The 26,509-nt window shown below is 63.3% G+C and carries 18 protein-coding genes; 9 read left to right on the top strand and 9 right to left on the bottom strand.

Going from position 1 to position 26,509, the window contains the following annotated elements; all coding sequences use genetic code 11:
- Positions 1-16: 16 nt before the first annotated feature.
- On the bottom strand, positions 17-934 hold the full coding sequence (locus tag HZ993_RS14160; RefSeq protein ID WP_209393385.1) for a LysR family transcriptional regulator ArgP: 918 nt from the start codon (positions 932-934) through the stop codon (positions 17-19).
- 221 nt (positions 935-1,155) lie between these two features.
- Here HZ993_RS14160 and HZ993_RS14155 point away from each other — a divergent pair, with 221 nt between their 5' ends.
- Positions 1,156-1,317, top strand: a complete 162-nt coding sequence (locus HZ993_RS14155) for a hypothetical protein (RefSeq protein WP_209393384.1) — start codon at positions 1,156-1,158, stop codon at positions 1,315-1,317.
- Positions 1,318-1,339: 22 nt separating this feature from the next.
- Here HZ993_RS14155 and HZ993_RS14150 read toward each other — a convergent pair whose 3' ends face one another.
- Positions 1,340-2,269, bottom strand: a complete 930-nt coding sequence (locus HZ993_RS14150) for a LysR family transcriptional regulator (RefSeq protein WP_209393383.1) — start codon at positions 2,267-2,269, stop codon at positions 1,340-1,342.
- A 182-nt stretch (positions 2,270-2,451) separates the two neighbouring features.
- On the opposite strand from HZ993_RS14150, the gene HZ993_RS14145 reads away from it, so the two are divergent.
- A complete protein-coding gene (locus HZ993_RS14145) occupies positions 2,452-3,819 on the top strand; it encodes an aspartate aminotransferase family protein (RefSeq protein WP_209393382.1) in 1,368 nt (455 codons plus the stop codon).
- An 87-nt stretch (positions 3,820-3,906) separates the two neighbouring features.
- The gene (locus HZ993_RS14140) at positions 3,907-5,418 is read left to right on the top strand and encodes a CoA-acylating methylmalonate-semialdehyde dehydrogenase (RefSeq protein ID WP_209393381.1); all 1,512 of its coding nucleotides are present in this window, start codon (positions 3,907-3,909) and stop codon (positions 5,416-5,418) included.
- A 27-nt stretch (positions 5,419-5,445) separates the two neighbouring features.
- On the opposite strand, the gene HZ993_RS14135 is transcribed toward HZ993_RS14140, so the two are convergent.
- Together HZ993_RS14135 and HZ993_RS14130 are read right to left on the bottom strand one after the other, a co-directional pair.
- A complete protein-coding gene (locus tag HZ993_RS14135; protein ID WP_209393380.1) occupies positions 5,446-7,821 on the bottom strand; it encodes a bifunctional diguanylate cyclase/phosphodiesterase in 2,376 nt (791 codons plus the stop codon).
- The gene (locus HZ993_RS14130; RefSeq protein ID WP_209393379.1) at positions 7,818-8,420 is read right to left on the bottom strand and encodes a methylamine utilization protein; all 603 of its coding nucleotides are present in this window, start codon (positions 8,418-8,420) and stop codon (positions 7,818-7,820) included. Before HZ993_RS14130 ends, HZ993_RS14135 begins: the two co-directional genes overlap by 4 nt.
- Positions 8,421-8,540: 120 nt before the next feature.
- On the opposite strand from HZ993_RS14130, the gene HZ993_RS14125 reads away from it, so the two are divergent.
- On the top strand, positions 8,541-10,505 hold the full coding sequence (locus tag HZ993_RS14125) for an ATP-binding cassette domain-containing protein (protein ID WP_209393378.1): 1,965 nt from the start codon (positions 8,541-8,543) through the stop codon (positions 10,503-10,505).
- Here HZ993_RS14125 and HZ993_RS14120 read toward each other — a convergent pair.
- From HZ993_RS14120 to HZ993_RS14100, 5 genes are all read right to left on the bottom strand, one after another.
- Positions 10,502-12,679, bottom strand: coding sequence for an ATP-binding protein (locus HZ993_RS14120; protein WP_209393377.1), 2,178 nt, complete (start codon positions 12,677-12,679; stop codon positions 10,502-10,504). The genes HZ993_RS14125 and HZ993_RS14120 overlap by 4 nt on opposite strands.
- 3 nt (positions 12,680-12,682) lie before the next feature.
- Positions 12,683-15,976 carry a CHASE domain-containing protein gene (locus tag HZ993_RS14115; protein ID WP_209393376.1) on the bottom strand — a complete coding sequence of 1,098 codons (3,294 nt, stop codon included), beginning with the start codon at positions 15,974-15,976 and terminating at the stop codon, positions 12,683-12,685.
- Between the two features lie 165 nt (positions 15,977-16,141).
- Positions 16,142-17,398 carry a CaiB/BaiF CoA-transferase family protein gene (locus HZ993_RS14110; protein ID WP_209393375.1) on the bottom strand — a complete coding sequence of 419 codons (1,257 nt, stop codon included), beginning with the start codon at positions 17,396-17,398 and terminating at the stop codon, positions 16,142-16,144.
- A 482-nt stretch (positions 17,399-17,880) separates the two neighbouring features.
- A complete protein-coding gene (locus HZ993_RS14105) occupies positions 17,881-19,074 on the bottom strand; it encodes an acyl-CoA dehydrogenase (RefSeq protein WP_209393374.1) in 1,194 nt (397 codons plus the stop codon).
- 123 nt (positions 19,075-19,197) lie between these two features.
- Complete coding sequence (locus tag HZ993_RS14100) at positions 19,198-19,812, bottom strand: response regulator (RefSeq protein ID WP_209393373.1); 615 nt, start codon at positions 19,810-19,812, stop codon at positions 19,198-19,200.
- 143 nt (positions 19,813-19,955) lie between these two features.
- On the opposite strand from HZ993_RS14100, the gene HZ993_RS14095 reads away from it, so the two are divergent.
- The 5 genes from HZ993_RS14095 to HZ993_RS14075 all read left to right on the top strand — a co-directional run bounded on the left by HZ993_RS14095 (position 19,956) and on the right by HZ993_RS14075 (position 26,491).
- Complete coding sequence (locus HZ993_RS14095; RefSeq protein WP_209393372.1) at positions 19,956-20,864, top strand: LysR family transcriptional regulator; 909 nt, start codon at positions 19,956-19,958, stop codon at positions 20,862-20,864.
- 90 nt (positions 20,865-20,954) lie between these two features.
- The gene (locus HZ993_RS14090) at positions 20,955-22,301 is read left to right on the top strand and encodes an NAD(P)-dependent oxidoreductase (protein ID WP_209393371.1); all 1,347 of its coding nucleotides are present in this window, start codon (positions 20,955-20,957) and stop codon (positions 22,299-22,301) included.
- Positions 22,302-22,331: 30 nt separating this feature from the next.
- Positions 22,332-23,645, top strand: coding sequence for an NAD-dependent dihydropyrimidine dehydrogenase subunit PreA (gene preA / locus HZ993_RS14085; RefSeq protein WP_209393370.1), 1,314 nt, complete (start codon positions 22,332-22,334; stop codon positions 23,643-23,645).
- Between the two features lie 70 nt (positions 23,646-23,715).
- Positions 23,716-25,158 (top strand): dihydropyrimidinase, encoded by a 1,443-nt coding sequence (gene hydA / locus HZ993_RS14080; protein WP_209393369.1) that lies wholly within the window; start codon positions 23,716-23,718, stop codon positions 25,156-25,158.
- Positions 25,159-25,300: 142 nt separating this feature from the next.
- A complete protein-coding gene (locus tag HZ993_RS14075) occupies positions 25,301-26,491 on the top strand; it encodes a Zn-dependent hydrolase (protein WP_245213985.1) in 1,191 nt (396 codons plus the stop codon).
- The last annotated feature ends 18 nt before the right edge of the window (positions 26,492-26,509 follow it).

Below are 26,509 nucleotides of genomic sequence, written 5' to 3'. Positions count from 1 at the left end.
ACAGCAAGAGGCTAATTTATGACCGCTGCGTTTTCAATGCAACCGCCGCGGCGCTGGACAAGGCCGCCGTCAACCGGTCGATGACGACCGAATCCAGGTTCCAGCAGTGCCAGTACAGGTTGATGGGCAGCGTCACCTTGGGTGCCAGATTGACCAGCTCTCCGCTGGCCAGCAGGTGGGCCACCTTGAGCTCCGGCAATACACAGGCCCCCCAGCCCGCCAGGGTGGCCTGCACCTGGCCCTCCACGCTGGGCACAAACCGCTGGCTGAGCGCCACGCGGCGCAGCCCGCAGGCCCGACTGACGAATTCGGTCTGCAGATCGTCCTTGCGGTTGAAGGCAACAAAGGCAAGGGACCGGAAGTTATGCGGGGTCAGGCCTTGTGGACAGTGGGCGTTCGCATAGGCCGGGCTGGCAACCGCCACGTAATGCATGACGCCCAGCGGCAGCACCTTGCACCCGCGCAGCGCCTGCTTCAGGGTGGTGACACAACCCAATACCTGGCCCTCGCGCAGCCATTCGTGGGTGAAGTCCTGGTCGTCGGTGATGATCTCCAGGGGCAGGCCTTCGGCGACCATCTCGCCCAGGGCAGGCAAGGCCCAGGTGGCAATGCTGTCGGCATTGATGGCAATCGAGATGCGGTCTTCTTCACGCAGGGCGCCGGTGCCGGGTGTCAGGTCTTGCAGGTCGGTTTCAAGGTCGGCGCGCAGCAGGCGCATCTGCATGGCATGTTTGATCAGCAGGCGCCCGGCCGATGTGGGCTTGATGGGGCGGCTGCGCACCAGCAGCACGGTGCCCACTTGGGCCTCCAGTGCGCGCAGGCGCTGGGACACGGCCGATTGGGTGACCGAGAGGCGCAACGCCGCGCGTTCAAAGCCGCCTTCTTCCACAATGGCAGCCAGGCACTCCAGCGCGTCCGAGTCAAAGGTTCGCATAGTAAATTTTCCAACCAGCTAATAAAACAGTGGCCATTTGCCTATCAAAATGGCGCGTTTGCCGTTTGCGCCCTGTTGCTCATTAGTTTAACTAATGTTTTGAAGGGCGTCAGACGTGGGGATTTGGCATGCGCAGCGGACGGTGGAAGGGCGCGTTATTGGCCCCCGATGCCAACTTATGGCCTAATACTGCCTTTGCAAACTTAGTCAGGACCGTAAAAATGGGCAACAAAATCGTCACCGAAGCAGACCGTAAAGCCACTCCCCGTCCCGCAACCCTGCCAGGCTTCACGCTGCCCACCGGCGGCCGTGGCCAGCGCATCAGCCTGGAGCGCGGCGTCGCGACCCGCAGCAAGAAGAACCCTGGCAAGCGCCACCGTTAAAGTCGCGCGGCCCCCTCGGGGGCTAATCCAGTGCATGTGCCTGTTCCAGGCACTCCTGTAACGCCCGCGTTGCCCTGGCAATCTGCGGTGACCTCCGCGTAATCGCAAAAAACTGGCAGTCGTATCTGAACACTGCCGGATCAATCGCACGCATCTGGCCGCCGCGCACAAAACTCTCCGCGTAGTGGTCGGGCAAAAAGCCCAAAAACTTCCCCGACAGAATCAAGGTGGCGATGGCCTCCTGGTCAAAGCCCGTCGCCTTGCGCGCCAGCCGCACCTGTTGGCTGATCTCCATGTTGGGTGAGTGGTAGCCCAGACCGGCAAACTGGTGGGCGCGCAGACTGTCCCAATCCAGCGGCTGCTTTTTCGCCGCAAACAGCGGATGCGCGCTGCCGCAGTACAGCAGCATCACCTCGTCAAACAGCAGCGTGTATTCCAGCGTGTCGGAGCTGCGGTGGCCAGGGATGATACCGATCTGGTACTGCCCGTCCAACACGCCGCGCTCGATGGCCGTCAGCGTGGCCACGTGCAGGTTCAGCGCCACATCGGGCGCCTGTTCGGTGAACCGTGCAATAGCCTCGGCAATATGGGCTTGGGGGTTGCTGGCGGTTTTGTCGAACATGGCCACGTGTAACTGGCCACCCATACGTTCGTGGATTTCGTCCACCCCACTGCGAAAGGCGTCGGTCGCTGCCAGCAGGGCCGTGGTCTGGTCGTAGATTTTTTGCCCCTCGGGCGTCAGCGCAAAACCGGCCCTGCCGCGGCGGCACAGGGTCAGGCCCAGCCGGGTTTCCAGGTCCTTGATGTGGCGGCTGACAGTGGACGTGCCAATGTTCAGCTCCAGCTCTGCTGCCGCCATGCCGCCGCAATCGACCACTGCGCGAAACACGCGCAGCAGGCGCAGATCCATGTCGCTGATTTGGCCTAGCACGGCCTTCTTTTTGATATTCATCCCCGGGCCGCCCCAAGATGAATTGCGCTCCCGCGGGGGGCAGCGACCCACACGGAGTGGGGGAGCGTGGGCGCACTAGTTATTTGCATAAATTGCGAACCAAATAGTGATAATTGTTACTTTATAAGAGTAACAGAGCGCACCACAATGGTCCATTGCCCACAGCAGAAAGACCCTCCGCCATGAAGCTCAACGACACCACGCCCTCCACCGCCGTAACCACCACCAGCGCCTTCCCCGGCGACGCGGCCTGGATGGAAGCGCACTGGATGCCCTACACCGGCAACCGCAACTTCAAGGCCAACCCCCGCATGATGGTCAGCGCCCAGGGCGCGTATTACACCGACAGCAACGGTCGCAAGATCCTGGACGGTTTGTCGGGCCTGTGGTGCTGCGGGTTAGGCCACGGCCGGGCCGAGATTACCGAAGCCGTCAGCCGCCAGATCGGCACGCTGGACTATTCGCCTGCCTTCCAGTTCGGCCATCCGCTGTCCTTCGAGCTGGCCAACAAAATTCGTGAACTAACGCCCGAAGGGCTGGACCATGTGTTCTTCACCGGCTCCGGCTCCGAGTCCGCCGACACATCCTTAAAGATGGCCCGTGCCTACTGGCGAGCCAAGGGCATGGGCACCAAGACGCGCCTGATCGGCCGCGAAAAGGGTTACCACGGTGTCAATTTCGGCGGCATCTCGGTGGGCGGCATCGTCGGCAACCGCAAGACCTTTGGCCAGGGCATCGAGGCGGACCACCTGCCCCACACCCAGCCAGCGATGGGCTCGTTCTACAAAGGCATGCCACCCACCGGAGCCGAGTTGGCTGATGAGCTGCTGAAGCTGATCGCGCTGCACGACGCCTCCAATATCGCCGCCGTCATCGTCGAACCCATGTCCGGCTCGGCCGGTGTCGTTATCCCGCCGGTAGGCTACCTGCAGCGCCTGCGTGAGATCTGCACGGCCAACAACATCCTGCTGATATTTGACGAAGTCATCACCGGCTTTGGCCGCATGGGTGCCTACACCGGTGCGGCGGCGTTTGGCGTCACACCCGACATCATGAACGTGGCCAAACAAATCACCAACGGCGCGCAGCCGCTGGGCGCCGTGGTGGCCAAGAAAGACATCTACGACACCTTCATGGCCCAGGGCGGCCCGGACTACATGCTGGAGTTTCCGCACGGCTACACCTACTCCGCCCACCCCGTGGCCTGCGCGGCCGGCATTGCGGCGCTGGATGTGCTGGTCAAGGAAAACATGGTGGAACGCGTCGCGGCATTGGCCCCGTACTTCGAGCAGGCCGTGCACAGCTTGAAGGGCGCCAAACACGTAGCCGACATCCGCAACTACGGGCTGGCTGCGGGTATCACCATCGCTGCGCTGCCGGGCGAGCCCGCCAAGCGGCCCTACGAGATTGCCATGCGCTGCCTGGACAAAGGTTTTTACGTCCGTTACGGTGGCGACACCATCCAGCTGGCCCCGCCCTTCATCGTCGAGAAGGCCGAAATCGACAGCCTGGTTAACGCACTGGGTGAGGCACTGAACGCAACAGCCTGATATTAAATGCTCCTGTATTGATAGCGTAAAAGTCAATCAATTCGGGGGCTATAGCCAATTTCTTCATATAGACACTCTGGAAACACCATGTCCCAACTCCCCACCATCGGCCATCTGATCGACGGCAAGCTGACCGACGGCAACGCCGGTGCACGTTCACAAAGCGTCTACAACCCCGCCACCGGCCGCGCCGAAAAGCGTTTGCTGCTGGCCGACAAGACCACCGTGGAACAGGCCATCGCTTCCGCGCAAGCCGCATTCCCGGCCTGGCGCAACACGCCGCCGCTGAAGCGCGCGCGCGTCATGGGCAATCTCAAAGTGCTGCTGGAAAAGCATTCCGAAGAGTTGTGCGCGCTGATCACCGCCGAACACGGCAAGGTGCTGAGCGACGCCGCTGGGGAACTGCAACGCGGCATCGAGAACGTCGAATACGCCAGTTACGCGCCCGAGCTGCTCAAGGGTGAACACAGCAAAAACGTCGGCCCCGCCATCGATTCGTGGAGCGAGTTCCAGCCCCTGGGCGTGGCAGCAGGCATCACCCCGTTTAACTTCCCGGCCATGGTGCCGCTGTGGATGTGGCCTATGGCCGTGGCCTGCGGCAACACCTTTGTCTTGAAGCCGTCCGAGCGCGACCCCAGTTCCACGCTGCGCATTGCCGAGCTGGCGCTGGAAGCCGGCTTGCCACCCGGCGTGCTGAATGTCGTCAACGGCGACAAGGAAGCGGTGGACACGCTGCTGACCGACCCGCGTATCAAGGCCGTCAGCTTCGTCGGCTCCACACCGATTGCCGAATACATCTATGCCGAAGGCTGCAAACACGGCAAACGTGTTCAAGCCCTGGGCGGCGCCAAGAACCACGCGGTGGTGATGCCCGATGCCGACATCGCCAATGCAGTGAATGCGCTGATGGGCGCGGCCTATGGTTCGTGTGGCGAGCGTTGCATGGCCATCCCACTTGTCGTGGCCGTGGGTGATGCCACCGCCGACGCGGTTGTGGCCGCGCTGAAAGTCGAGATTGCCAAGATGCACGTCGGCCCCGGTACCGACGCCAAGAGCGACATGGGCCCCTTGGTCACCAAGCCACACTTCGAGAAGGTCAAGGGATACGTAGACCAGGGCGTGAAGGAAGGCGCCACGCTGGTAGTGGACGGCCGTGGCGTCAGCGTCAGTGGTCATGAAGACGGTTATTTCCTGGGCCCCTGCCTGTTTGACCACGTCAAACCCGGCATGGTGATCTACCAGGAAGAAATCTTCGGCCCCGTGCTGGGTGTGGTGCGCGTGAAGACCTTGCAAGAAGCCATGGACATGATCGACGCCCACGAATACGGCAACGGCACCTGCATCTTCACCCGCGACGGCGAGGCCGCACGTTACTTCACCGACAACATTCTGGTCGGCATGGTGGGCGTCAACGTGCCGCTGCCGGTGCCTGTGGCGTACCACTCGTTTGGGGGCTGGAAGCGCTCGCTGTTCGGCGACCTGCACGCCTATGGCCCCGATGCGGTGCGCTTCTATACCAAGCGCAAGACGATTACCCAGCGCTGGCCCAGTGCGGGCGTGCGCGAGGGGACCGTGTTTGCGTTCCCCAGCAGTCGCTAGTCACGTCGCTTAGAAGCAGGGCGGCTTTCACGCCACCTGCTCTTGCTTCGCATTCCAGCCCTCACACCACGCCGCAAACGTGTGCGCCGCAATTGGCTTGCTCATGAAATACCCCTGCGCCTCGTCGCATTCCAGGGCTTTGAGCTTGTCCCAGATCAGCGCGTTCTCCACGCCCTCGGCCACTACGGTCAGGCCCAGGTTGTGGGCCAGGTCTACCGTAGAGCGCACGATCTTGGCGTCGTCCTCGTCCTTTTCCATATTCATCACAAACGACTTGTCGATCTTGAGTTCGTCCACCGGCAGGCTCTTCAGGTAGGCCAGTGATGAGTAGCCGGTGCCAAAGTCGTCGATCGATAGCTTGAAGCCGCGCTCCGACAGCAGGTTCAGCGTGTTCTGGGCGCGCTGGGGGTCGTCCATGATGGCGCTCTCGGTGATCTCCAGGCAAAAGGCGCTGGCGGGTACCTGGTACTGGGCCAGCAGGGCGTCCAGGCGGGCCGGGAACTCCAGGTCCAGCAGGTCGCGGGTGGAGAGGTTGATAGCCAGCTTGAAACCCGCGTCCAGGCCCTGCAGCGTTTTGCTGACGCGGGCGGATTCCTCAAACATCCAGGTGGTCAACTGGCGCACAAAGCCGGTCTGCTCGGCAAAGGGTATGAACTCCATGGGTGGCACCAGTCCGCGCTGGGGGTGTTGCCAGCGCACCAGCGCTTCGGCGGCGGAGACGCGGCCCGTGGCCAGGCTGATCTTGGGTTGCAGAAACAGGCGCAGCTCGCCCTGGGCCACGGCATTGCGCAGCTCGGACAACATGGACAGGGTCTCGGTGCTCGACGAGTCCAGTGAGGCGTCGTACACCTGCATCAGTGTGGTGCGCGACTTGGCGGCGTACATGGCCACCTCGGCACGCGAGAGCAGGGCGTCCACGTCCTGCGCGTGTTGCGGAAAGCAGGCGATGCCCATGCTGGCGCTCATGTCCACCGTTTGTTCTTCAAAGGCCAGGGGCTGCTCGAACGACTTGGCGATGCGCCGGGCCACGGTGAGGGCCGCGTCCGCATCGCTGCCCGTCAGCATCACGGCGAATTCATCACCGCCCAGGCGTGCCACCATGTCGTCGGCCCGCATGTCCTGCTCGGTCAGCCGCTTGGCCACGGCGATCAGCAACTGGTCGCCAAAGGAGTAGCCCAGCACATCGTTGACATGTTTGAAGCGGTCAATGTCCAGCATCAGGATGGCCATGCTGTTGCCGGAGTCCGGCCGACCTGCGCTACCGGTCTGGATCTGCGTCTGCACGGCCTCGCGAAAGCGCGCCCGGTTGGGCAAGCCTGTCAGGCGGTCCCAATAGGCCAGCGTGCGGATCTCGTTCTGTTGCGCGCCAATGTTGATGCGCATGGCATCAAAGGCCTTGGCCAGGTCGCCAATCTCGTCATGCCGGTCGGTGTGCTGCATGGGCAGGTCGTATTGGCCGCGCCCCAGGACCTCCGTGGCGTGGACCAGGGAGCGCAGGGGCGTGGTCACGCGCCGTGCGGCAAACACGCTGCCAATGGCAAACAACACCACACCCAGGCCGGTGATCCAGGCCAGTGCCACCTGGGCCTGGCGGAAAGGCGCCACCACCTCGTTGACCGAGCGGAACAACAGGGTGCGCACGCTGCCAAAGGAACCGGCATCCAGCTTGACGCTCCGTGCAATCAGGCGGTCGTCGTCTACCGCCAGCTCGGCCACATCGGCCGCGGTGGCCTCCAGCGCACGCAGGGCTCCGGCTGGCAGGGTGGTGGAGACGATCTGGCGCTTCTCACCGGTGGCTTCACTAACCAGGGCCAGGTGCATGTCGGAGATGGCCCGCATGTCGTCCAGCAGTTTCTGGTTGATAGGGAAACCCATCAGCACCCAGCCCACCACCACGGGCGCCTTGATGGGCACCAGCACAAACTGGTAGGGCGTGCGGCCCACCAGCGCCACCTGGCTGCCTTGGGTGTCACGCTGGCCGGGGCTGGTCAGGCGGCCCAGCAGGCCTTGCAGATCCGTGCTGTCTTGCCCCTCGCCCACGGCGCGCAGGGCCATGCCGGTGTCCATCAGTGCGGTGACGGTTGCGCCTATGCGGGCGCCATGGTTTTCCAGCACCGAGCGAATGGTCTCGTCGTCCTTGGTGTTGACGGCTTCGCGGAAGCCGTAGTCCGCCGCCAGCAGACTGGCCCCCTGTTGCAGCTTTTGTGCATTCTGGTCCAGCAGGCGGCGCCACACCCGCTCGCCCACCAGTAGCTCCTGCTGCACCTGGCGTTTGGCGCTTTGCTCAATGCTGATGCGCACCACACTGAACACCGCGGCCTGCACGATCAGCAACAGCAACAGGGACAGCGCAACAATGCGCGAGGACAGGCCCCAGTTATCCGGCCGCCACTGCCATTTCATGGGGTGACACCGCCCAGGCGGTAGGTCAGTGCAACATCGGTGGCGCTGACCACCAAGGCCTGCTCAGCCGCGGGTGCCCCCACGGCCAGGCCGGGGTGCCAGACGCGCATGCGGTAGTTGCCCGCCGGCACATCCCGCAGGCTGGTGGCGCCCTGGGGGTCGGCAGATGCATAAAACGGCGTTTCCACCACCACCACCCAGGCGCTCATGTTGTCGTGGATGTTGCAGCCCAGAACGGCGATGCCTGGTTTGTCAAAAACCACCGGGTTGGCGGCCGTGCCGGTATACAGCTTGAGTTCGAACTGTTTGTTGGGCGAGAAGGAATACACATGGTGGCGCACCGTGTCGCGGTTGGGGAAAGTTACCGCCGTGCCTGCCGGCACCACCAGCACCCGTGGCACAAACTGGCGGCCGACCTGGGCGATTTCGGCGCCAGCCAGCGGCTTGGCCAACTGCCGGGCTTCACGCGATTCCAGAAACACCACCGCACCTGGCAGGGGTTTGCCAGCGCCGTCCTGCACCTGCACTGCCACCGTTGCGGCCTGTGCCAACGGCACCACTAGCGCCCATGTGATCAAAAACCCGACGTTCAATTGCATGCGAGGGTACAAGGAGGGTAAAAGTCCAGTGTATAGCGCTTGTCGAAAAAAGCCATGGCTGGGGTTTGTACGGGGCTATTTGCCCCGGGCGGCGATAATCGGGGGCTAACCCGGAACCCTATGGCACTTATCACTCTACTTGACGCCCAGCTGGCATTTGGGCACGTCCCGCTGCTCGACCACGCTGACTTTTCCCTCGAAACCCAGGAGCGCGTGGGCCTGATCGGCCGCAACGGCGCGGGCAAATCCTCCATGCTCAAGATTCTGGGTGGCATGGAGCGCCCGGACGATGGCACCTTGCAGGTGCAAACCGGCACACGTATCTCCTACGTGGCGCAAGAGCCCATACTGGATGGTGATGCTACGGTTTTTGTAGCTGTGCGCGCAGGTTTGGAGAGGGTTATAGGCCTGATCGAAGAGTACTGCCAGGGTCATGGCGACCTGGACGCCATGCAAAGCGAGATCGAAACCCTGGATGGCTGGAACTGGGAACAACGGGTCAACGAAACCCTGCAGCGCCTGCACCTGAACCCCGACGCCATCATCAACACCCTGTCGGGCGGTACCAAGAAACGCGTGGCCCTGGCCCAGGCCCTGGTGGCCCAGCCCGATGTGCTGCTGCTCGATGAGCCGACCAACCACCTGGACCTAGACTCCATCGAATGGCTGGAAGGCCTGCTGGTCGATTTCAAGGGCTCCATCATCACCATCACCCACGACCGCTCCTTTTTGGACAACGTGGCCACCCGCATCGTGGAGCTGGACCGCGGCAAGCTGATGAGTTACCCCGGCAACTTTGCCGCCTACCTGACACAAAAGGAAGAGCAGCTGGCGCAAGAGGCCGTCATCAACGCCAAGGCCGACAAGCTGCTGGCGCAAGAAGAGGTGTGGATACGCAAGGGCGTGGAAGCCCGCCGCACCCGCGCCACGGCACGTATCGTGCGCCTGGACGAACTGCGCGCCAAACACGCCGCGCGCCGTGACGTGGTGGGCAGCGTGAACATGGACGTCAACACCGGCGACAAGAGCGGCAAGCTGGTGGCCGAGTTGACGCATGTCAGCAAGACCTTTGGTGACCGCAAGATCGTGGACGACTTCACCGCCACCATCCTGCGCGGCGACAAGATTGGCCTGCTGGGCCCCAACGGCGCCGGCAAAACCACGTTGCTCAAACTCATCCTGGGCGACCACCAGGCCGACCCGGCACCCGCCAACGCACCCAAGCCTGAACCCGGCCACAGCCCTTGGGGCACGGTGCGCCAGGGCGCCAACATCACCGTGGCCTACTTTGACCAGATGCGCAACGCGCTGGATCTGGACGCCACGCTGGAAGACTTCATCAGCCCTGGCAGCGAGTGGATCGAGATTGGCAACCAGAAGAAACACCGCAAGAGTTACCTGGGCGACTTCTTGTTTTCGCCGGCACGTGCCACGTCACCCGTGCGTTCCTTGAGCGGTGGCGAGCGCAACCGCCTGCTGCTGGCCCGCCTGTTTGCCCGCCCCGCCAACGTGCTGGTGTTGGACGAGCCCACCAACGACTTGGACATCGACACACTGGAACTGCTGGAAGACCTGCTGCAAAACTACGACGGCACGGTGTTCCTGGTCAGCCATGACCGGACCTTTTTGGACAACGTGGTTACCAGCACGATTGCGTACGAGGGTGACGCCAAGTGGCGCGAATACGAAGGCGGCGTCAGCGACTGGCTGATACAGACCAAACGCGCCAACGCCATCAACGCCGCCCAGGGCAAAACCACGGCCAAGCCCTTTAACTACGAACGCGAGCAGCTACAAAAGCAGGAGCAAGCCACGGCGCAGGTGAGTGCCCAGGCCCCCGCTGCACCCGCACCCGCCAAGGCCAAAAAACTCAGCTTCAAGGAACAACGCGAGCTGGACGGCCTGCCCGACCTGATCGCCGCGCTGGAGGCCGAGCAGGCGGAGATCAACGCGGCCCTGGCCGATGGCAGCCTGTACGCGGTCGACAATGTGCGCGCCATGAAGCTGGCCACCCGCAATGCCCAGATCGACGACGAGCTGATGGCGGCACTGGAGCGCTGGGAGGCATTGGGCCGCCCGGCCTAACTCACCCTGGCATGCACCAGCCTTTGCAGCGTGGCCACCAGGTGGTTCAGCTCAAAAGGCTTGCCGATGTGTTCGTCCATGCCGGCCTCCAGGCAGGCGGCACGGTCCGAGGCCATGGCGTTGGCCGTCATGGCAATGATGGGCAGGTGCACCAGGCCCAGGTCGCTGCGGATGGCGCGGGTGGCGGCGTAGCCATCCATCACTGGCATTTGTACATCCATCAGCACGGCGTCAAACGGCGGCTGCGCGGCGGCCACTGCGGCCACACCCAGTTGCCCATCGTCGGCCAATGTGACCTCGGCGCCCTCTTTGACGAGCAGGCCTTTGGCCACCATCTGGTTGATCTTGTTGTCTTCCACCACCAGCAGGCGCATCCCCGCCAGGCGTTGGGGTTTGACAGGCGCGACCGCGGCGGGGGCCAATCGGGATGACAGCGGTGCCACCGCAGAACCGTCCAGCGCAAAGCGGGCCTGAAACGAAAACGTGCTGCCCTGACCCAGCGTGCTGTTGAGGGTCAACTCACCACCCAGCATGCGCACCAATCGGCTGGAGATGGACAGGCCCAGGCCGGTGCCGCCAAAACGCCGTGTGGTGGAGGCTTCCGCCTGCGAAAAACCGTCGAAGATGTGGGCCTGGTTTTCAGCGGCAATGCCAATGCCGGTGTCGCTGACCGCAAACGCCAGTTGCACATCGGTGGCAGACATCTCCAGCACGCGCACACGCAAAACCACCTCGCCGCGTTTGGTGAACTTGATGGCATTGCCGCCCAGGTTGATCAGCACCTGCTGCAGGCGCATGTCGTCACCCAACAGGCCGCGGGGCACGGCGGCGTCCACCCCATACCGGTACACGACGGGCTTGTCCCCGATATTGGCCGACAAGATGACGGCCAGATTCCCCAGCACCTTGTCCAGGTCAAAAGGCCGCGGGTCCAGCACCATCTTGCCGGCCTCTATTTTGGAAAAGTCCAGTATGTCGTTGAGCAGGCCCAGCAGCGAACGGGCCGCGTCTTCGGTCTTGTGGGCAAAGTCCTGCTGTTCCGGCGTCAACGGGGTGTTTTGCAAGAGCTGCAGCATGCCCAGAATGGCATTCATGGGTGTGCGGATCTCGTGGCTCATATTGGCCAGGAACTGGCCCTTGGCGATGCTGGCCTGTTCCGCCTGGGCTTGGGCCTGCACATAACTGGTGACGTCGGTGAAGGTGCGTACCGAGCCGCCGTCGGGCAGTGTTGCAGAACCGATTTCCAGTGTGCGCCCGGACAACGTGCGCCGGGTGTAGCGCGAAGGCGCTGGCAGGGGTGTTGCAGTGCCCACAGCGCGCAGATAGGCCCGGGCCGATTCCTCGACCAATTCAAAGTCCTTGCCAAAATCGCCGCGTGTATTCTGGAAGGCAATGATCTCGGCCAGCGGGGCGTCGTGCAGGTGTGTGGGGATCTCCAGCAACTCCATGACCCGCTGGCTCTGGAAGGCCACGGTTTTGTCCGGTGCAATCATGGCCACACCCTGGGAGATGTGGTCCAGCACCGCCTGCATTTGTGCGGTCTGTTTTGCCAACACGGCGTGGGCCGCTTCACGCTCTTGCTCTGCGTGTTTGCGGGCCGTGATGTCGGTGCGGATGGCGACGTACTGGTGGGAGCGGCCGTCGTCGGCCCGTACGGGGACCATGGTGGCGTCGACCCAGTAGAGCTCTCCATTGCGTTTGCGGCTGCAGATTTCGCCACGCCATACCCGGCCTGCAAACAGGGTGCTCCAGATTTCGTCAAAGTAGGCCTGCGGGTGCACACCCGAGCGCAGGTCGCGCAGGCTGCGCCCCATCCATTCCGCGCGGCTGTAACCCGTGATCTCGCAAAACCGGTCGTTGGCGTAGACGATATTGCCCTGCGCATCGGCCACACTGACGATGGCATGTTGGTCCAGCGCTTCCACCATGCTGCGCAGTCGGGGCAGGCCGCCCAGCCAGCGCAGCAGGGTCATACGGATCAGCAACACGCAGGCAAGCAGGCAAGCCAGACCAGCGCCCAATGCCACTTGCGCCTGGGGCCACAGACTGGCGGCCACGCCAGCGGTGTCGAGCTGCCACACCAACACGCCCAGACCCACACCGGTACACAGCAACAGGCACGCACACCACAACACAAGGATGCGGCGGGTCAGCGCGGTGGGCAGTGGTGCCACGGCTCAGTGCTCCGTGCGGTCTGCCAGATGCGGCGCGTGCTGGGTCAGGCGCAGCAGCACCAGCACCAGGTCATCCAGCACAAAAGGCTTGCCAATGTGGTCGTCCATGCCGGCATCCAGGCAGGCCGCGCGGTCCGAGGCCATGGCATTGGCCGTCATGGCGACGATGGGAAGCTCTGCCATGCCCAGTTCCTGGCGGATGGCGCGGGTGGCGGCGTAGCCATCCATCACCGGCATTTGTACATCCATCAGCACAGCGTCAAACGGCGGCTGCGCCGCGGCCACGGCGGCTACGCCCAACTGCCCGTCATCGGCCAGTGTGACCTCGGCCCCCTCTTTGACGAGCAGGCCCTTGGCCACCATCTGGTTGATCTTGTTGTCCTCCACCACCAGCAGGCGCATGCCGGCCAGGCGTTTGGGCTTGGGTGCGTGGGTGCTGTCGCCCGGGGGGGCTGGTGGTGGCAACTGCGGGTCTGCCACGTCTGCCAGGGGCAGCCGGATGGAAAAGCTGAAGTGGCTGCCCTGCCCCAGCGCACTACGCAGGGTGAGCGCACCCCCCAGCAACTGCACCAGGCGGCTGGAGATGGACAGCCCCAGGCCCGTGCCGCCAAAACGTCGGGTGGTGGAGGCTTCGGCCTGCGAGAAGCCGCCGAAGATGTGCGCCTGGTTCTCGGGTGCAATGCCAATACCGGTGTCGCTGACAGTGAACTCCAGCACCACATCCACGGCACTGCGCTCCACCACCCGCACCCGCAACAGCACTTCGCCCTGGGGCGTGAACTTGATGGCATTGCCACCCAGGTTGATCAGCACCTGCTGCAGGCGCATGTCGTCGCCCAGCAGGCCACGGGGTACCGCAGCTTCCACCTCGTAACGCACCACCACGGGCTTGGTGCCGATATTGGCCGACAGGATGACGGCCAGGTTGCCCAGCATCTTGTCCAGGTTGAAGGGCCGGGGGTCCAGCGTCATCTTGCCGGCCTCCACCTTGGAGAAATCCAGTATGTCGTTGAGCAGGCCCAGCAGTGAACGGGCTGCGCCTTCGGTCTTCTGGGCGAAGTCTTGCTGTTCAGCGGTGAGGGGGGTGTTTTGCAAGAGCTGCAGCATGCCCAGAATGGCGTTCATGGGCGTGCGGATCTCGTGGCTCATATTGGCCACGAACTGGCTCTTGGCCACGCTGGCCTGCTCGGCACGGGCCACGGCGTCCTTGAGCTGTTCTTCGGCCAACTTGCGGTCGTGGATGTCTTGTGTGGAGCCGGCCATGCGCACCGCACGCCCCGCCGCATTGCGGAATACCTTGGCCCGTGTGCGAAACCAGCGGTAACCCTGGTCCCGGGTGTGCAGCAGGTGCTCCACGTCGTAGTCCCGGGTGCCGGTGATGGCCGCGGCGGCGGCATCGTGGCAGCGCTGCACATGTTCGGGGTGCAGGATGCGGTTGAACGCCTCTACGGACGCCGGCAGCTCGTGGGGTGCATAACCGATGAGCTGGTAATAACTGGGCGACCACCACTGCGGTTGCGCCTTCAGGTCCATCCAGTCCCACAAACCGTCGCTGCCGCCCTCTATGGCCAGCGCCATGCGGTCCGACATCTCGGCCAGGGTTTGCTGGACCTGTTTCTGCATGGTGATGTCGGTGCCGATTTCCATGAAACCGATCAGCACGCCCTCGGCGTCGCGGGTGGGTTGCACCTCGGTGTCCACCCAGAACTCCCTGCCGTTTTTGGCGCGGTTCAGTACCTCGACCCGGCAGGCTTCTTCGCGCTCCACGGCGGACCGCAATCGTGCGATGACGGCAGGGTCGGCCTTGCCACTGCCCACCAGCTCGCCCGGTGTTTTGCCCAGTGCCTCCTCCAGCGTGTAGCCGGTCAACTGGGTGAAACCTTCGTTGACCCAGGTGATACGCATAAAGGGGTCGGCAATGGTGACCGCGTTGTTGGTGTGCTGCACCACACGGGCCAGGCGGTCCAGGTCCGCGGTCATGCGCTCGGCCAGGCGCTGGGCACGCAGACGCCCCAGCGCCAGCAGCCACACACTCAGTGCGCCCAACATGCTGGCCATGGCGCCGGAAATGGCGGCCAGCGCCAGGCTGGAGCGGTCTTGTGTGGCGTTGAACAGGGCATTGCTGCGCAGGCGCAGCTGCAGCACCCGCCCACCAACCGCAACCGGGTGGACCTGCTCCAGGACCTGCGCTGTGCCCAGCGACCCTGCGCCGTCGGGCGCCTGTGCTGGCGCGCTGCTTTCGGAGTCATACAACAGGTGCTGCGGGTCGCCCACCACACCGTCCCACAACTCCACACGGATGCCGTTATCGGCAATATGGGCCACACCATCCAGCAGTTCACTGGCGGCCATGGGTGCGTATAACAGGCCCACCAGCGCGGCCTGGTGTTGCGCCACCGTGACGGGGTCTACGCCTTGGCGGTAGACCGGCAGAAAATACAGCAGCCCCGGCGACTGTTTGGCATCCTGCACCAGCGTCAGCTTGCCGCTCAGGGCGGCTTGCCCGGTGTTCATGGCCCGCTCCAGCGCTTCGCGGCGCACAGCCTCCTGCCCCAGGTCCAGGCCCAGTGCGGCCCAGTTGTTGGTCAGGGGTTCTATGAACTTGACAACAAACAGGTCGGCCGCATCGCCCTGGGTGCGCACGTCGAAGTGGGGGGCAAAGTCGGCCCGCTCAGCGGTGATGAAGGCGCGCAGCTTGTCCCGCGGCACCCTGGCCACAAAACCAAAACCCCGTATGCCCGGCAGCTCGGCGGCCAGGTCGCGCGACTCCACAAACGCCTTGAACTCCCGGCGCGATATGGTCCTGCTGGCGGCATAGGCGCCGCGTGCACCCTTGAGCCCCTGCAAGGGTTGGTTGAAGCGGCGCTTGACCTCGGTTTCGATGCGCTCGGCCCCCCGGTCAAACAGGATCTGGGCGTCCTTGTCCAGATCCTGCTTGAGCCACACCACCAGCGCCGCGGTGGCAGCCAGGCCCAGCACCTGGGCCAAGGCTGTCAGCCCAATGGCGGCGCCAATATTGAAGGGGGTCTGTGTGCCCCCCTTGGCAGTGCTGGTGGCAGCGGACGGGGGTGTAGTGTTTTCCACACTGCTGTGTTGGCGGCGCAAGTGGATGGCACAACGCCAGTACACGGCGGGCCCGGCCAGCAGAACCAGCAGTATCACGTTGACCAGGGTCTTGCCCAGCGGGGTCAGGCCGGGCGCCAGCTCGGGCAGGGCAAACATGACCAGGCTCTCCGTCAGCGCTACGATGAGCGCGACTTCTGCACAAAGGTGTACCGGGTCGGAGGACTTCTTCATGCCACCTGGCTTGGGAGGTCACGCAAGGGGGTGACCATGCCTCAGGATAGCAGAGGCATTTGGAAACCCCAAGGGTGCAATATGGCCCCCACGTTCGCCCACTGCGTGTGGCTCTCTGCCCCCCAAGGGGGCTAACGCGCCTTGGGGCGGCCCGGCGGCGCGTTGTTAGACCACGCCCTGGTCGCGCAAACGGGTGATGGCCGCGGCGTCCAGGCCCAGCCCGGCCAGTACCGCATCGGTGTGTTCCCCCAGTGCGGGTGGCGGCCGGTGCAACACCGGTGGTGTATCCAGCATCCGCAAGGGGCTGGCCACGCTTGCTACTGAAGTGATAGCGGTACTGTCAGCAATCACGGGGGCTAGAGGCTGATTTACCTTAAGGCCACGGGCTACGACCTGGGCATCGGCAAAGGCCTGGTCCACGGCGTTGATGGGGCCGCAGGGCACAGCCTTGTGCTCCAGCAGGGCCACCCACTGGGCGGTGGTCTGGGTGCGTGTTACCGCCTCGATCTGCGGGATCAGGGACTCGCGGTTGGCCACCCGCAGCGTGTTGGTGGTGTAACGCGGGTCATGTGCCCACTGGGGCTGGCCGGCCACTTCGCAAAAGCGGGCAAACTGGCCGTCATTGCCCACGGCCAGCAGCATGGCACCGTCCAAGGTTGGCAGCGACTGGTAGGGCACCAGGCTAGGGTGGCTGTTGCCCTGGCGCTGCGGCACCTTGCCCGTGTTCAAGAACCCCGCCGCCTGGTTGGCCAGAATCGCCATGCCCACGTCCAGCAGCGCCATGTCGATGTACTGGCCCACGCCGGTGCGGTGGCGCACCTCGATGGCCGCCAAGATGGCGCTGCAGGCATACACCCCGGTGAACAAATCGGTCAGCGCCACACCCACCCGCAGCGGCCCGCCGCCCGGCGTGCCTGGGGGGTTGCCGGTGATGCTCATCATGCCGCTCATGGCCTGGATCATCAGGTCGTAACCGGCGCGCTCGGCGTAGGGTCCGTCTTGGCCAAAGCCGGTGATCGAGCAGTAGATCAGGCGAGGGTTGATGGTCTTCAGGCTCTCGTAGTCCAGCCCGTATTTGGCCAGGCCGCCGACCTTGAAGTTTTCCACCAGCACGTCACTGTTGGCCGCCATCTGGCGTATCAGTGCCTGGCCTTCAGGCTTAGCCATGTCGATGGTGACCGAGCGTTTGTTGCGGTTGCAGGCGGTGAAGTAGGTGGCGTGTTCCGTGTCTTTGCCATTGGCGTCCTGCAGGAAGGGGGGACCCCAGTGGCGGGTGTCGTCGCCTTCTTTTGGCTTTTCTACCTTGACGACGTCGGCGCCCATGTCGGCCAGCATTTGGGTGCACCAGGGGCCGGCCAGGACGCGGGAGAGGTCCAGGACCTTGATGTGGGGGAGGGCGGAGGGTTTTTCTTCAGTTTTCATTGCTGGCTTTCTACGTCTACGTTTATTGGCAGTTAGGGCTTTGGCTGCGCAGCTTTTGTAGGTCCCCACTCTCCCCCAACCCCTCTCGCCCCGCCGGGCGAGAGGGGAGCCTTAACAGCCGATTTTGTCTGTTCGCTTCGAATACGGTGCTACCTATGTGAGGTTGCGGTACGTGTTGGTGTGCTCATGCTTCTTGCGTTGCGGTCGTAGTCAACGGCTGAGGGGCTTGCGCACCCAAAGCGGGCCGCTACGCGAGCCCGCCAGCGCGAGCACCGCAACAGTTGGAGGCCTCTACGACCGTTGGCAACCACTCTATGTTTACCCATTCGTTGGCGACGCCACTCCTGTAGTTCCGTATTCGGCGCGAAGCAACCCGATCGGCTGTTAAGGCTCCCCTCTCGCCCGGCGGGGCGAGAGGGGTTGGGGGAGAGTGGGGACCTACAAAAGCTGCGCAGCACACGGCCTCCCTCAAAAAAACATATTCAGAAAGCAGCAATCCCAGTCTGCGCACGTCCCAAAATCAAAGCATGGATGTCATGGGTGCCTTCGTACGTGTTGACCACTTCCAGATTCACCAAATGCCGCGCCACCCCAAACTCGTCCGAAATCCCATTGCCCCCCATCATGTCCCGCGCCAAGCGCGCAATATCCAACGACTTGCCACACGAGTTCCGCTTCAAGATAGAAGTGATCTCCACAGAAGCAGTCCCCTCATCCTTCATCCGCCCCAGCCGCAGACACCCCTGCAAGCCCAGCGCAATTTCGGTCTGCATGTCCGCCAGCTTCTTCTGGATCAACTGGTTGGCCGCCAGGGGTTTGCCAAACTGTTTGCGGTCCATGGTGTACTGGCGTGCCCGCAGCCAGCAGTCTTCTGCCGCACCCAGCGCACCCCAAGCAATGCCATAACGGGCGCTGTTCAGGCAGGTGAACGGGCCCTTCAGGCCACGCACTTCGGGAAAGGCGTTCTCTTCGGGGCAGAACACGCCGTCCATGACGATTTCACCGGTGATGGAGGCGCGCAGGCCCACCTTGCCGTGGATCGCGGGAGCGCTCAAGCCGGCCATGCCTTTTTCCAACACAAATCCGCGAATCGGGCCGACCTGGCCGCCTTCGCTCACCTCTTTGGCCCAGACCACAAACACATCGGCAATCGGGCTGTTGGAGATCCACATCTTGCTGCCGCTCAACTTGTAGCCACCGGCCACTTTGTGGGCGCGGGTGGCCATGGAGCCGGGGTCGGAGCCGTGGTCGGGTTCGGTCAGGCCAAAACAGCCAATCCATTCACCGGTGGCCAGTTTGGGCAAATACTTCTGGCGTTGCGCCTCGGTGCCAAACTCAAAAATCGGCACCATGACCAGGCTGCTTTGCACGCTCATCATCGAGCGGTAGCCGCTGTCCACACGCTCCACCTCGCGGGCAATCAGGCCGTAAGACACGTAGTTGAGGCTGGGGCCGCCGTATTGCTCGGGGATGGTGGGGCCCAACAGGCCCAGTTCACCCATTTCGCGGAAGATGGCGGGGTCGGTTGTGCCGTCGCGGAAGGCCTGGGTCACACGGGGTAGCAGTTTGTCCTGGCAGTAGGCGGCAGCGGCATCGCGCACCATGCGTTCGTCGTCACTGAGCTGGCTGTCCAGCAAAAAAGGGTCTTGCCAATTGAAGGATGCTGCGTGTGCCATGGGGGAGTCTCCGAATAAGGGGTGTTTCACCCCGCATCGTAGTGCCGAACCCAGGCAAGAACAAACGATTGTTTGTCACCCAGGTATGCGTTGGGCGCATACCTGGCCATGTGCACGGCTACATCAGAGGCGTTTGACCTTGGTGGCTTCCACCATGCCCGGAATGCCGTCCAGTTGCAACACCAGTTCCCCGCGACGCAGGATCACGTGTTTGACGGACTCCGTGCGGTTGGCGTAGACCACCCGGTCGCCGGGTTTGAACTGCGGCAGGCTGGGGGGCGCCACATAGACGGGTCGGGCGGGCTTGGCGCTGGCCTGGTGGGCGCCGAGCTTGCTGGCAATGCCGGGATGCAGCGGCGCCAATTGCTCCAGTGCGGTGCGTACGGCCGAGCGCATGGCATCGGCAGTGAAGGGCTTGGCCAGCAAAAACAAGGCACCTGCTTCATCGGCCTCTTGTTGGTGCGTGGGGCTGCTGGCCTGTGACAGCAGTGCAAACTGGCAGTTGGGGTTGTCTTTGAGCAGGGTTTTGTGCAGCGCAATACCGGTGAGGGCTTCCTTGGCAAACCAGTCGGTGATCAGAAAATCGGGTTTGTGTGATGCCGCAATTTCCGCGGCAGCATGCGGGGTGGAAGCGGTTTTTATCGCCGCGGCATCGAAGCCATACCCGGACAGCAGTTGCTGTGTGAAGGTTTGCAGTGCAGGGCTGGGGTCGGAAATCAAAAAACTAACGGCGGACATGGGCGCTAACAAAAAAAATATCGGCGGAAACATCCACTGCGAAGGCCGCCATTTTAGGGTCTGCATCCCTTGGCCGGCCTTACAAAAGGTCAACATCCGAGTGCTTTACACGGGTGTTTTGGGGCTGGCTACACTGGCCCACCATGCGACGCAAGATTCCTGCCACCCACACGCTGCTGTGTTTTGAAGCGGCCGCCCGCCACGAAAGTTACACCCGCGCCGCACAGGAACTGGCCTTGACGCAAAGCGCAGTGTCGCGCCAGGTGGCTGCGCTGGAGGAATACCTGGGCCAGGCGCTGTTCACCCGCACCCGCCACGGTGTTGCGCTGACCCCGCGCGGCCGTGAGTACGCCGCCCAGGTGGCCGAGCGCCTGCTGGCGTTGGAGCGCGATACGCTGAACGCCATGTCTACCCAGGGCACCCAAGGTGCGGTGCATCTGGCGGCGGTACCCACGTTTGCCACCCGCTGGCTGATCCCGCGCCTGCCCCAATTGCAGGCACAACACCCGAACATCGTGGTGCACATCGAGACCCGCACCCGGCCCTTTTTGTTTGCCGACACCGGTTTTGACGGCGCGCTGTTTGCCGGCACCGCCGAGCAGGTGGCCAACTGGGCCGGCACACAGGCCACGCTGTTGGTGCATGAAGACGTGTTGCCGGTGTGTGCGCCGGGTCTGCTGGGCCAAACCGGGCCATTGAGCCCCGAGGCTGTCGCCGAGCTGCCGCTGCTGCAGCAAAGCACGCGCCCTTTTGGCTGGAGCCAGTGGTTTGACGCCATGGGGGTTGCCACGCCCCACGCCTTATCCGGGCCCCGCTACGAGTTGTTCTCGATGACGGCTACGGCCGCCATCTACGGCCTGGGCGTGGCCCTGGTGCCGCGTCTATTAATAGAGACCGAGCTGGCGCGTGGCGATCTGGTGGTGGCCTGCGACCAACCCCTGCGCGGCGAGCGGGCGTATTACCTGGTGGTGCCTCTGCGGGGCGATGAGCCCGCGGCCCTGAAGCTGTTTCGTGAATGGCTGGCGGCAACGGCTGACGCCGGCCGCGGATAAACCCCTAGATACAAACTGGCACCACACTTGCTAGCATGACAGCGAGAACTTGACTAAACGGTCAGATTTTATTGAACAGGAGTTGCCAGCGTGTCCACCTCTCCCCAACCCGATGTTCGCCCCGGCCGCCTGGTCGCCAGCGACTACGCGCAGCGTTTTGCCGACGCCACCCCGCGGTTGACCCGCACGCAGGCCCTGCTGGAGGCCGAGCGCTGCCTCTATTGTTACGACGCACCCTGCGCCACGGCCTGCCCCACCAGCATCGACGTGCCGTCCTTCATCAAGCGTATTGCAGACGACAACCTGCGCGGTTCGGCACGCACCATTTTGGAGTCCAACCCGTTAGGTGGCATGTGCGCCCGGGTCTGCCCCACCGAAAACCTGTGCGAGGCCGTGTGTGTGCGCAACACACAAGAAGACCGCCCGGTAGCGATTGGCCGTCTGCAGCGCCATGCGGTGGATGCGCTGATGGAAAGCGACAAACCCCAGATATTCACCCGCGAAAAGGCCACCGGCAAAAAGATCGCTGTGGTCGGCGCTGGCCCCGCCGGCCTGGCCTGTGCCTACACGCTGGCGCGCAAAGGCCACGACGTGGTGGTGTTCGACGCCAAGCCCAAGGCCGGCGGCCTGAACGAATACGGCCTGGCCAGCTACAAGACGCCCAACAACTTCGCCCAGCGCGAAGTGCAGTGGCTGCTGGACATTGGCGGCATCACCATCCAAGCCAACTGGAAGCTGGAGACCACCGCCCAGCTGGAAGCCCTGCGCAAGGACTACGACGCCGTGTTCCTGGGACTGGGTCTGGCCACCACACACGCGCTGGACGTGCCGGGCGAGGCCCTGCAAGGCGTGCAAGACGCGGTGGACTTCATCGCCACGCTGCGCCAGACGCCGGACCTGTCCACCTTGCCCGTGGGCCGCCGTGTGGTCGTTATTGGCGGCGGCATGACGGCGGTAGACGCTGCTGTGCAAAGCAAGCTGCTGGGCGCCCAGAGTGTGCACATGGTCTACCGGCGGGGTCCCGAGGGCATGTCGGCTTCTGCCGAAGAACTGGAATGGGCGCAAACCAATGGCGTCACCATCCACCACTGGCTGGCGCCGGTAGATATTCTGGGTCGCGATGGTTATGTGACTGGCGTGCGCTTCGCTGAGCAAGCCATGGTCGACGGCAAGATGCAAACCACCGGACGAGAGACCACATTCGAGGCCGACACCGTGCTCAAGGCCATTGGCCAGAAGCTCGGCAACCCGGTGCTGGCTGCAGCCGGTTTCGCGCTGGAGGGTGGCCGTATTGCAACAGATGCCGCGGGCACCACCAACCTGACCGGCGTCTGGGCCGGTGGCGACTGCCGTGCCGGTGGGCTGGACCTGACGGTGGAAGCGGTGGAGCATGGCAAACAATCGGCCCACGCCATCCACGCATTCCTCAACGCCTAAGCGCCACGAACACAGTATTGGAGAAGCACCATGGCCAATCTCGCCACCAATTTCGTCGGCATCAAAAGCCCCAACCCCTTCTGGCTGGCATCCGCCCCGCCCACCGACAAGGCCTACAACGTCAACCGCGCATTTGAAGCCGGTTGGGGTGGTGTGGTCTGGAAAACGCTGGGCGAGGCCGGGCCACCGGTCGTCAACGTCAATGGTCCCCGCTATGGCGCATTGCTCACGCCCGACCGCAGGCTGATGGGCTTCAACAACATCGAACTGATTACCGACCGCGACCTGGAGCTCAACCTGCGCGAGATCACCGAGGTCAAGCGCAACTGGCCCGACCGCGCCATGGTCGTCTCGCTGATGGTGCCATGTGAAGAAAAATCGTGGAAAGACATCCTGGCACGCTTGGTCGATACGGGTGCCGATGGCATCGAGCTGAACTTCGGCTGCCCGCACGGCATGAGTGAACGCGGCATGGGTGCCGCCGTGGGCCAGGTGCCGGAATACATCCAGATGGTGACGGAATGGTGCAAGCAGTACAGCAAGCTGCCCGTCATCGTGAAACTCACACCCAACATCACCGACGTGCGCATGCCGGCCCGCGCCGCCAAAAAGGGCGGTGCCGACGCGGTGAGCCTGATCAACACCATCAACTCCATCATGGGTGTGGACCCGTACACGCTGACCATGTCGCCCAGCACTGGTGGCAAGGGCAGCCACGGCGGTTATTGCGGCCCGGCCGTCAAACCGATTGCGTTGAACATGGTGGCCGAGATTGCGCGCGATCCACAAACCGCCGGCCTGCCCATCAGCGGCATTGGCGGCATTGGCAACTGGCGCGACGCGCTGGACTTCATCGCACTGGGCAGTGGCACGGTGCAGGTCTGCACGGCCGCCATGGTCTACGGCTTCAAGATTGTGCAGGAGATGAGCGACGGTTTGTCCAACTACATGGACGAGATGGGTTTCAAGAGTGTGAGTGAAATCGTCGGCAAGGCCGTGCCCACGGTCACCAACTGGCAGTACCTGAACCTGAACCACATCAGCAAGGCCGTCATCAACCAGGACAGCTGCATCCAGTGCGGGCGCTGCCACATCGCCTGTGAAGACACCAGCCACCAGGCCATCACCAACATGAAGGACGGCAAACGTTTCTTCGAGGTCAAAGAAGACGAATGTGTGGGCTGCAACCTGTGCGTGACCGTCTGCCCGGTGCCAGAATGCATCACGCTGCGCGACTTGGCACCCGGCGAAAAAGACTTGCGCACCGGGCAGGTTGTGAGCGATAAATACGCGGACTGGACAACACATGCCAACAACCCCATGCGTGTAGCCCCTTCAGCCTAGGGTCTTTAAGCGAAATCGGCCTCTAGCCCCCGAGAATGCTTCGTGTATTGCTACAAAATTAGGAGTATTTATGACAACTCTCTTCATCCGTGGCGGCACGGTCGTCAACGCTGACAGGGCCTTTAAAGCCGATGTGATCACGCAAGACGGCAAGATCACCGCCGTGGGCGAGAACCTGGCCGCCCCTGCGGGCGCCACCGTGGTGGATGCCGGTGGCCAATACGTGATGCCGGGCGGCATAGACCCGCACACCCACATGCAGCTGCCGTTCATGGGCACCACCACCATGGACGACTTCTACACCGGCACGGCGGCCGGCCTGGCGGGTGGCAACACCAGCATCATCGACTTCGTCATCCCCAACCCGCAGCAGTCCATCATGGAGGCCTACCAGACCTGGCGCGGCTGGGCCGAAAAATCGGCGGGCGACTATTCCTTCCACGTCGCCATCACCTGGTGGGACGAGAGCGTCAAACGCGACATGGGCACGCTGGTGCAGCAAGAGGGCATCAACAGCTTCAAACACTTCATGGCCTACAAAAACGCCATCATGTGTGACGACGAAACCCTGGTGAACAGCTTCAAGCGCTGCGTCGAGTTGGGCGCCATGCCCACCGTACATGCCGAGAATGGCGAGCTGGTCTTCTTGCTGCAAAAGACCGTGGCCGAGATGGGCATCAAAGGCCCCGAAGGCCACCCCCTATCCCGCCCACCCATGGTCGAGGCCGAAGCCGCCAACCGCGCCATCGCCATCGCCGATGTGTTGAACGTGCCTATCTACGTGGTGCACGTCAGCTGCATTGAAGCGGCCGAGGCCATCGCCCGCGCCCGCGCCCGCGGCCAGCGTGTGTACGGCGAGGTGCTGGCCGGCCACCTGGTCATAGACGACAGCGTCTACCGCCATCCCGACTTCGCCACCGCCGCCGCGCACGTCATGAGCCCCCCATTCCGCCCCAAGGGCAACCAGGATTTTCTGTGGCGCGGCCTGCAAAGCGGCAACCTGCACACCACGGCAACGGACCACTGCACCTTCTGCGCCGCGCAAAAAGCCGCGGGCAAAGACGACTTCAGCAAGATCCCCAACGGCTGCGGTGGTGTCGAAGAACGCCTGGCCGTCATCTGGGACGAAGGTGTCAACACCGGGCGCCTGACACCATCCGAGTTTGTCGCCATCACCTCGGTAAACACCGCCAAGCTGTTCAACATCTACCCGCAAAAGGGCAGTGTGTCGGCGGGGGCAGATGCCGACATCGTGGTCTGGGACCCGGCGGGAACCAAGACCCTGTCCGCCAAGACGCAGTTCAGCAAGGGCGACTTCAACATCTTTGAAGGCCGTACCGTCAAAGGCATCCCCAGCCACACCATCAGCCAGGGCGAGTTGGTATTTGTGCAGGGCGACCTGCGCGCCGTGCAGGGCAAGGGGCGCTACATCAAACGCCCGGCCTTTGGCACCAACTTTGCGGCGACCAAGCTGCGCGCCGAGACCTTGGCACCCACCGCCGTAAAGCGGTAAGGTTATAGGTAAAGGAATCACCACCATGAGCAGCAAAACGCACATCGATATCGACGCCGACACCCACATCGATACCCACATCGACACTGTGCTGGACATCTCCAACATCCACATCAACGGTGACCGCCTGTGGGCCTCGCTGATGGAACTGGCCAAAATTGGCGCCACGCCCAAGGGCGGCGTGTGCCGCCTGACGCTGACCGATCTGGACAAACAGGGCCGCGACCTGGTGCTGCGCTGGGCCGAGGAAGCGGGCATGACGGTCACCATCGACAAGATCGGCAACGGTTTCATGCGCCGCGCCGGGCGCAACAACAGCCTGCCGCCCATCATGACCGGCAGCCATATCGACACCCAACCCACCGGCGGCAAGTTCGACGGCAACTACGGCGTGCTGGCGGGGCTGGAAGTGGTGCGCACGCTGAACGACCTGTGCATAGAAACCGAAGCGCCGATTGAGGTGGCGTTCTGGACGAATGAAGAAGGCTCGCGTTTTGTGCCGGTGATGATGGGCTCAGGCGTGTTCGCCAAGGCCTTCACGCTGGAGCATGCCTATGCAGCGACGGACACCGAAGGCAAGACCGTCAAGGGCGAGCTGGAGCGCATTGGCTACATCGGCACCCAAGAGCCCGGCGACCACCCCATAGGCGCGTACTTCGAGACCCACATCGAACAAGGCCCGGTGCTGGAAGACAACAACAAAACCATTGGCGTGGTCAGTGGAGTGCTGGGTATCCGCTGGTTTGACTGCACCGTGACCGGCATGGAAGCCCATGCCGGCCCCACCCCCATGGCGCTGCGCAAAGACGCGCTTCTGGCCGCCACCCACATCATGCAAGACGTGGTGGCCGCCGCCCACCGCCACCCGCCCCACGGCCGAGGCACCGTGGGCATGGTGCAGGTCTTCCCCAATAGCCGCAACGTGATCCCTGGCAGTGTGAAGTTCAGCATCGACCTGCGCAACAGCACCGACGTGCTGGTGGACAAAATGGCCGACGAGGTAAAGGCCTTCGCCGCCAAAGTGGCCAAGGAACACCGCGTGGACGTCAAAATTGAACTGGTGTCCAGCTACAACGCCATCGCCTTCCACCCGGACTGCGTGGACGCCGTGGGCCGCGCCGCCAAGAAGCTGGGCTACAGCAATATGCCTGCCGTGTCAGGCGCTGGCCACGACGCCGTCTACATGGCCAAGCTGGCACCTGCCGGGATGATTTTTATCCCCTGCAAGGACGGTATCAGCCACAACGAGATTGAGGATGCGAAGCCAGAGCACATCACGGCGGGGTGCAATGTGCTGCTGCATGCGATGTTGGAGAGGGCTGGGGTGGTTTGAGATCAATGGCATTGCGTT

Source organism: Rhodoferax sp. AJA081-3, assembly GCF_017798165.1.
Lineage (GTDB): Bacteria > Pseudomonadota > Gammaproteobacteria > Burkholderiales > Burkholderiaceae_C > Allorhodoferax.
Note: the sequence above shows the minus strand (reverse complement) of the source record. Positions and strands in the feature narration are given on the sequence as shown.

Excerpts from the sequence above, each read along its gene's own strand:
- HZ993_RS14160 (WP_209393385.1), bottom strand. The coding sequence starts at position 934 with ATGCGAACCTTTGACTCGGACGCGCTGGAGTGCCTGGCTGCCATTGTG.
- HZ993_RS14155 (WP_209393384.1), top strand. The coding sequence starts at position 1,156 with ATGGGCAACAAAATCGTCACCGAAGCAGACCGTAAAGCCACTCCCCGT.
- HZ993_RS14150 (WP_209393383.1), bottom strand. The coding sequence starts at position 2,269 with ATGAATATCAAAAAGAAGGCCGTGCTAGGCCAAATCAGCGACATGGAT.
- HZ993_RS14145 (WP_209393382.1), top strand. The coding sequence starts at position 2,452 with ATGAAGCTCAACGACACCACGCCCTCCACCGCCGTAACCACCACCAGC.
- HZ993_RS14140 (WP_209393381.1), top strand. The coding sequence starts at position 3,907 with ATGTCCCAACTCCCCACCATCGGCCATCTGATCGACGGCAAGCTGACC.
- HZ993_RS14135 (WP_209393380.1), bottom strand. The coding sequence starts at position 7,821 with ATGAAATGGCAGTGGCGGCCGGATAACTGGGGCCTGTCCTCGCGCATT.
- HZ993_RS14130 (WP_209393379.1), bottom strand. The coding sequence starts at position 8,420 with ATGCAATTGAACGTCGGGTTTTTGATCACATGGGCGCTAGTGGTGCCG.
- HZ993_RS14125 (WP_209393378.1), top strand. The coding sequence starts at position 8,541 with ATGGCACTTATCACTCTACTTGACGCCCAGCTGGCATTTGGGCACGTC.
- HZ993_RS14115 (WP_209393376.1), bottom strand. The coding sequence starts at position 15,976 with ATGAAGAAGTCCTCCGACCCGGTACACCTTTGTGCAGAAGTCGCGCTC.
- HZ993_RS14110 (WP_209393375.1), bottom strand. The coding sequence starts at position 17,398 with ATGAAAACTGAAGAAAAACCCTCCGCCCTCCCCCACATCAAGGTCCTG.
- HZ993_RS14105 (WP_209393374.1), bottom strand. The coding sequence starts at position 19,074 with ATGGCACACGCAGCATCCTTCAATTGGCAAGACCCTTTTTTGCTGGAC.
- HZ993_RS14100 (WP_209393373.1), bottom strand. The coding sequence starts at position 19,812 with ATGTCCGCCGTTAGTTTTTTGATTTCCGACCCCAGCCCTGCACTGCAA.
- HZ993_RS14095 (WP_209393372.1), top strand. The coding sequence starts at position 19,956 with ATGCGACGCAAGATTCCTGCCACCCACACGCTGCTGTGTTTTGAAGCG.
- preA (WP_209393370.1), top strand. The coding sequence starts at position 22,332 with ATGGCCAATCTCGCCACCAATTTCGTCGGCATCAAAAGCCCCAACCCC.
- hydA (WP_209393369.1), top strand. The coding sequence starts at position 23,716 with ATGACAACTCTCTTCATCCGTGGCGGCACGGTCGTCAACGCTGACAGG.
- HZ993_RS14075 (WP_245213985.1), top strand. The coding sequence starts at position 25,301 with ATGGAACTGGCCAAAATTGGCGCCACGCCCAAGGGCGGCGTGTGCCGC.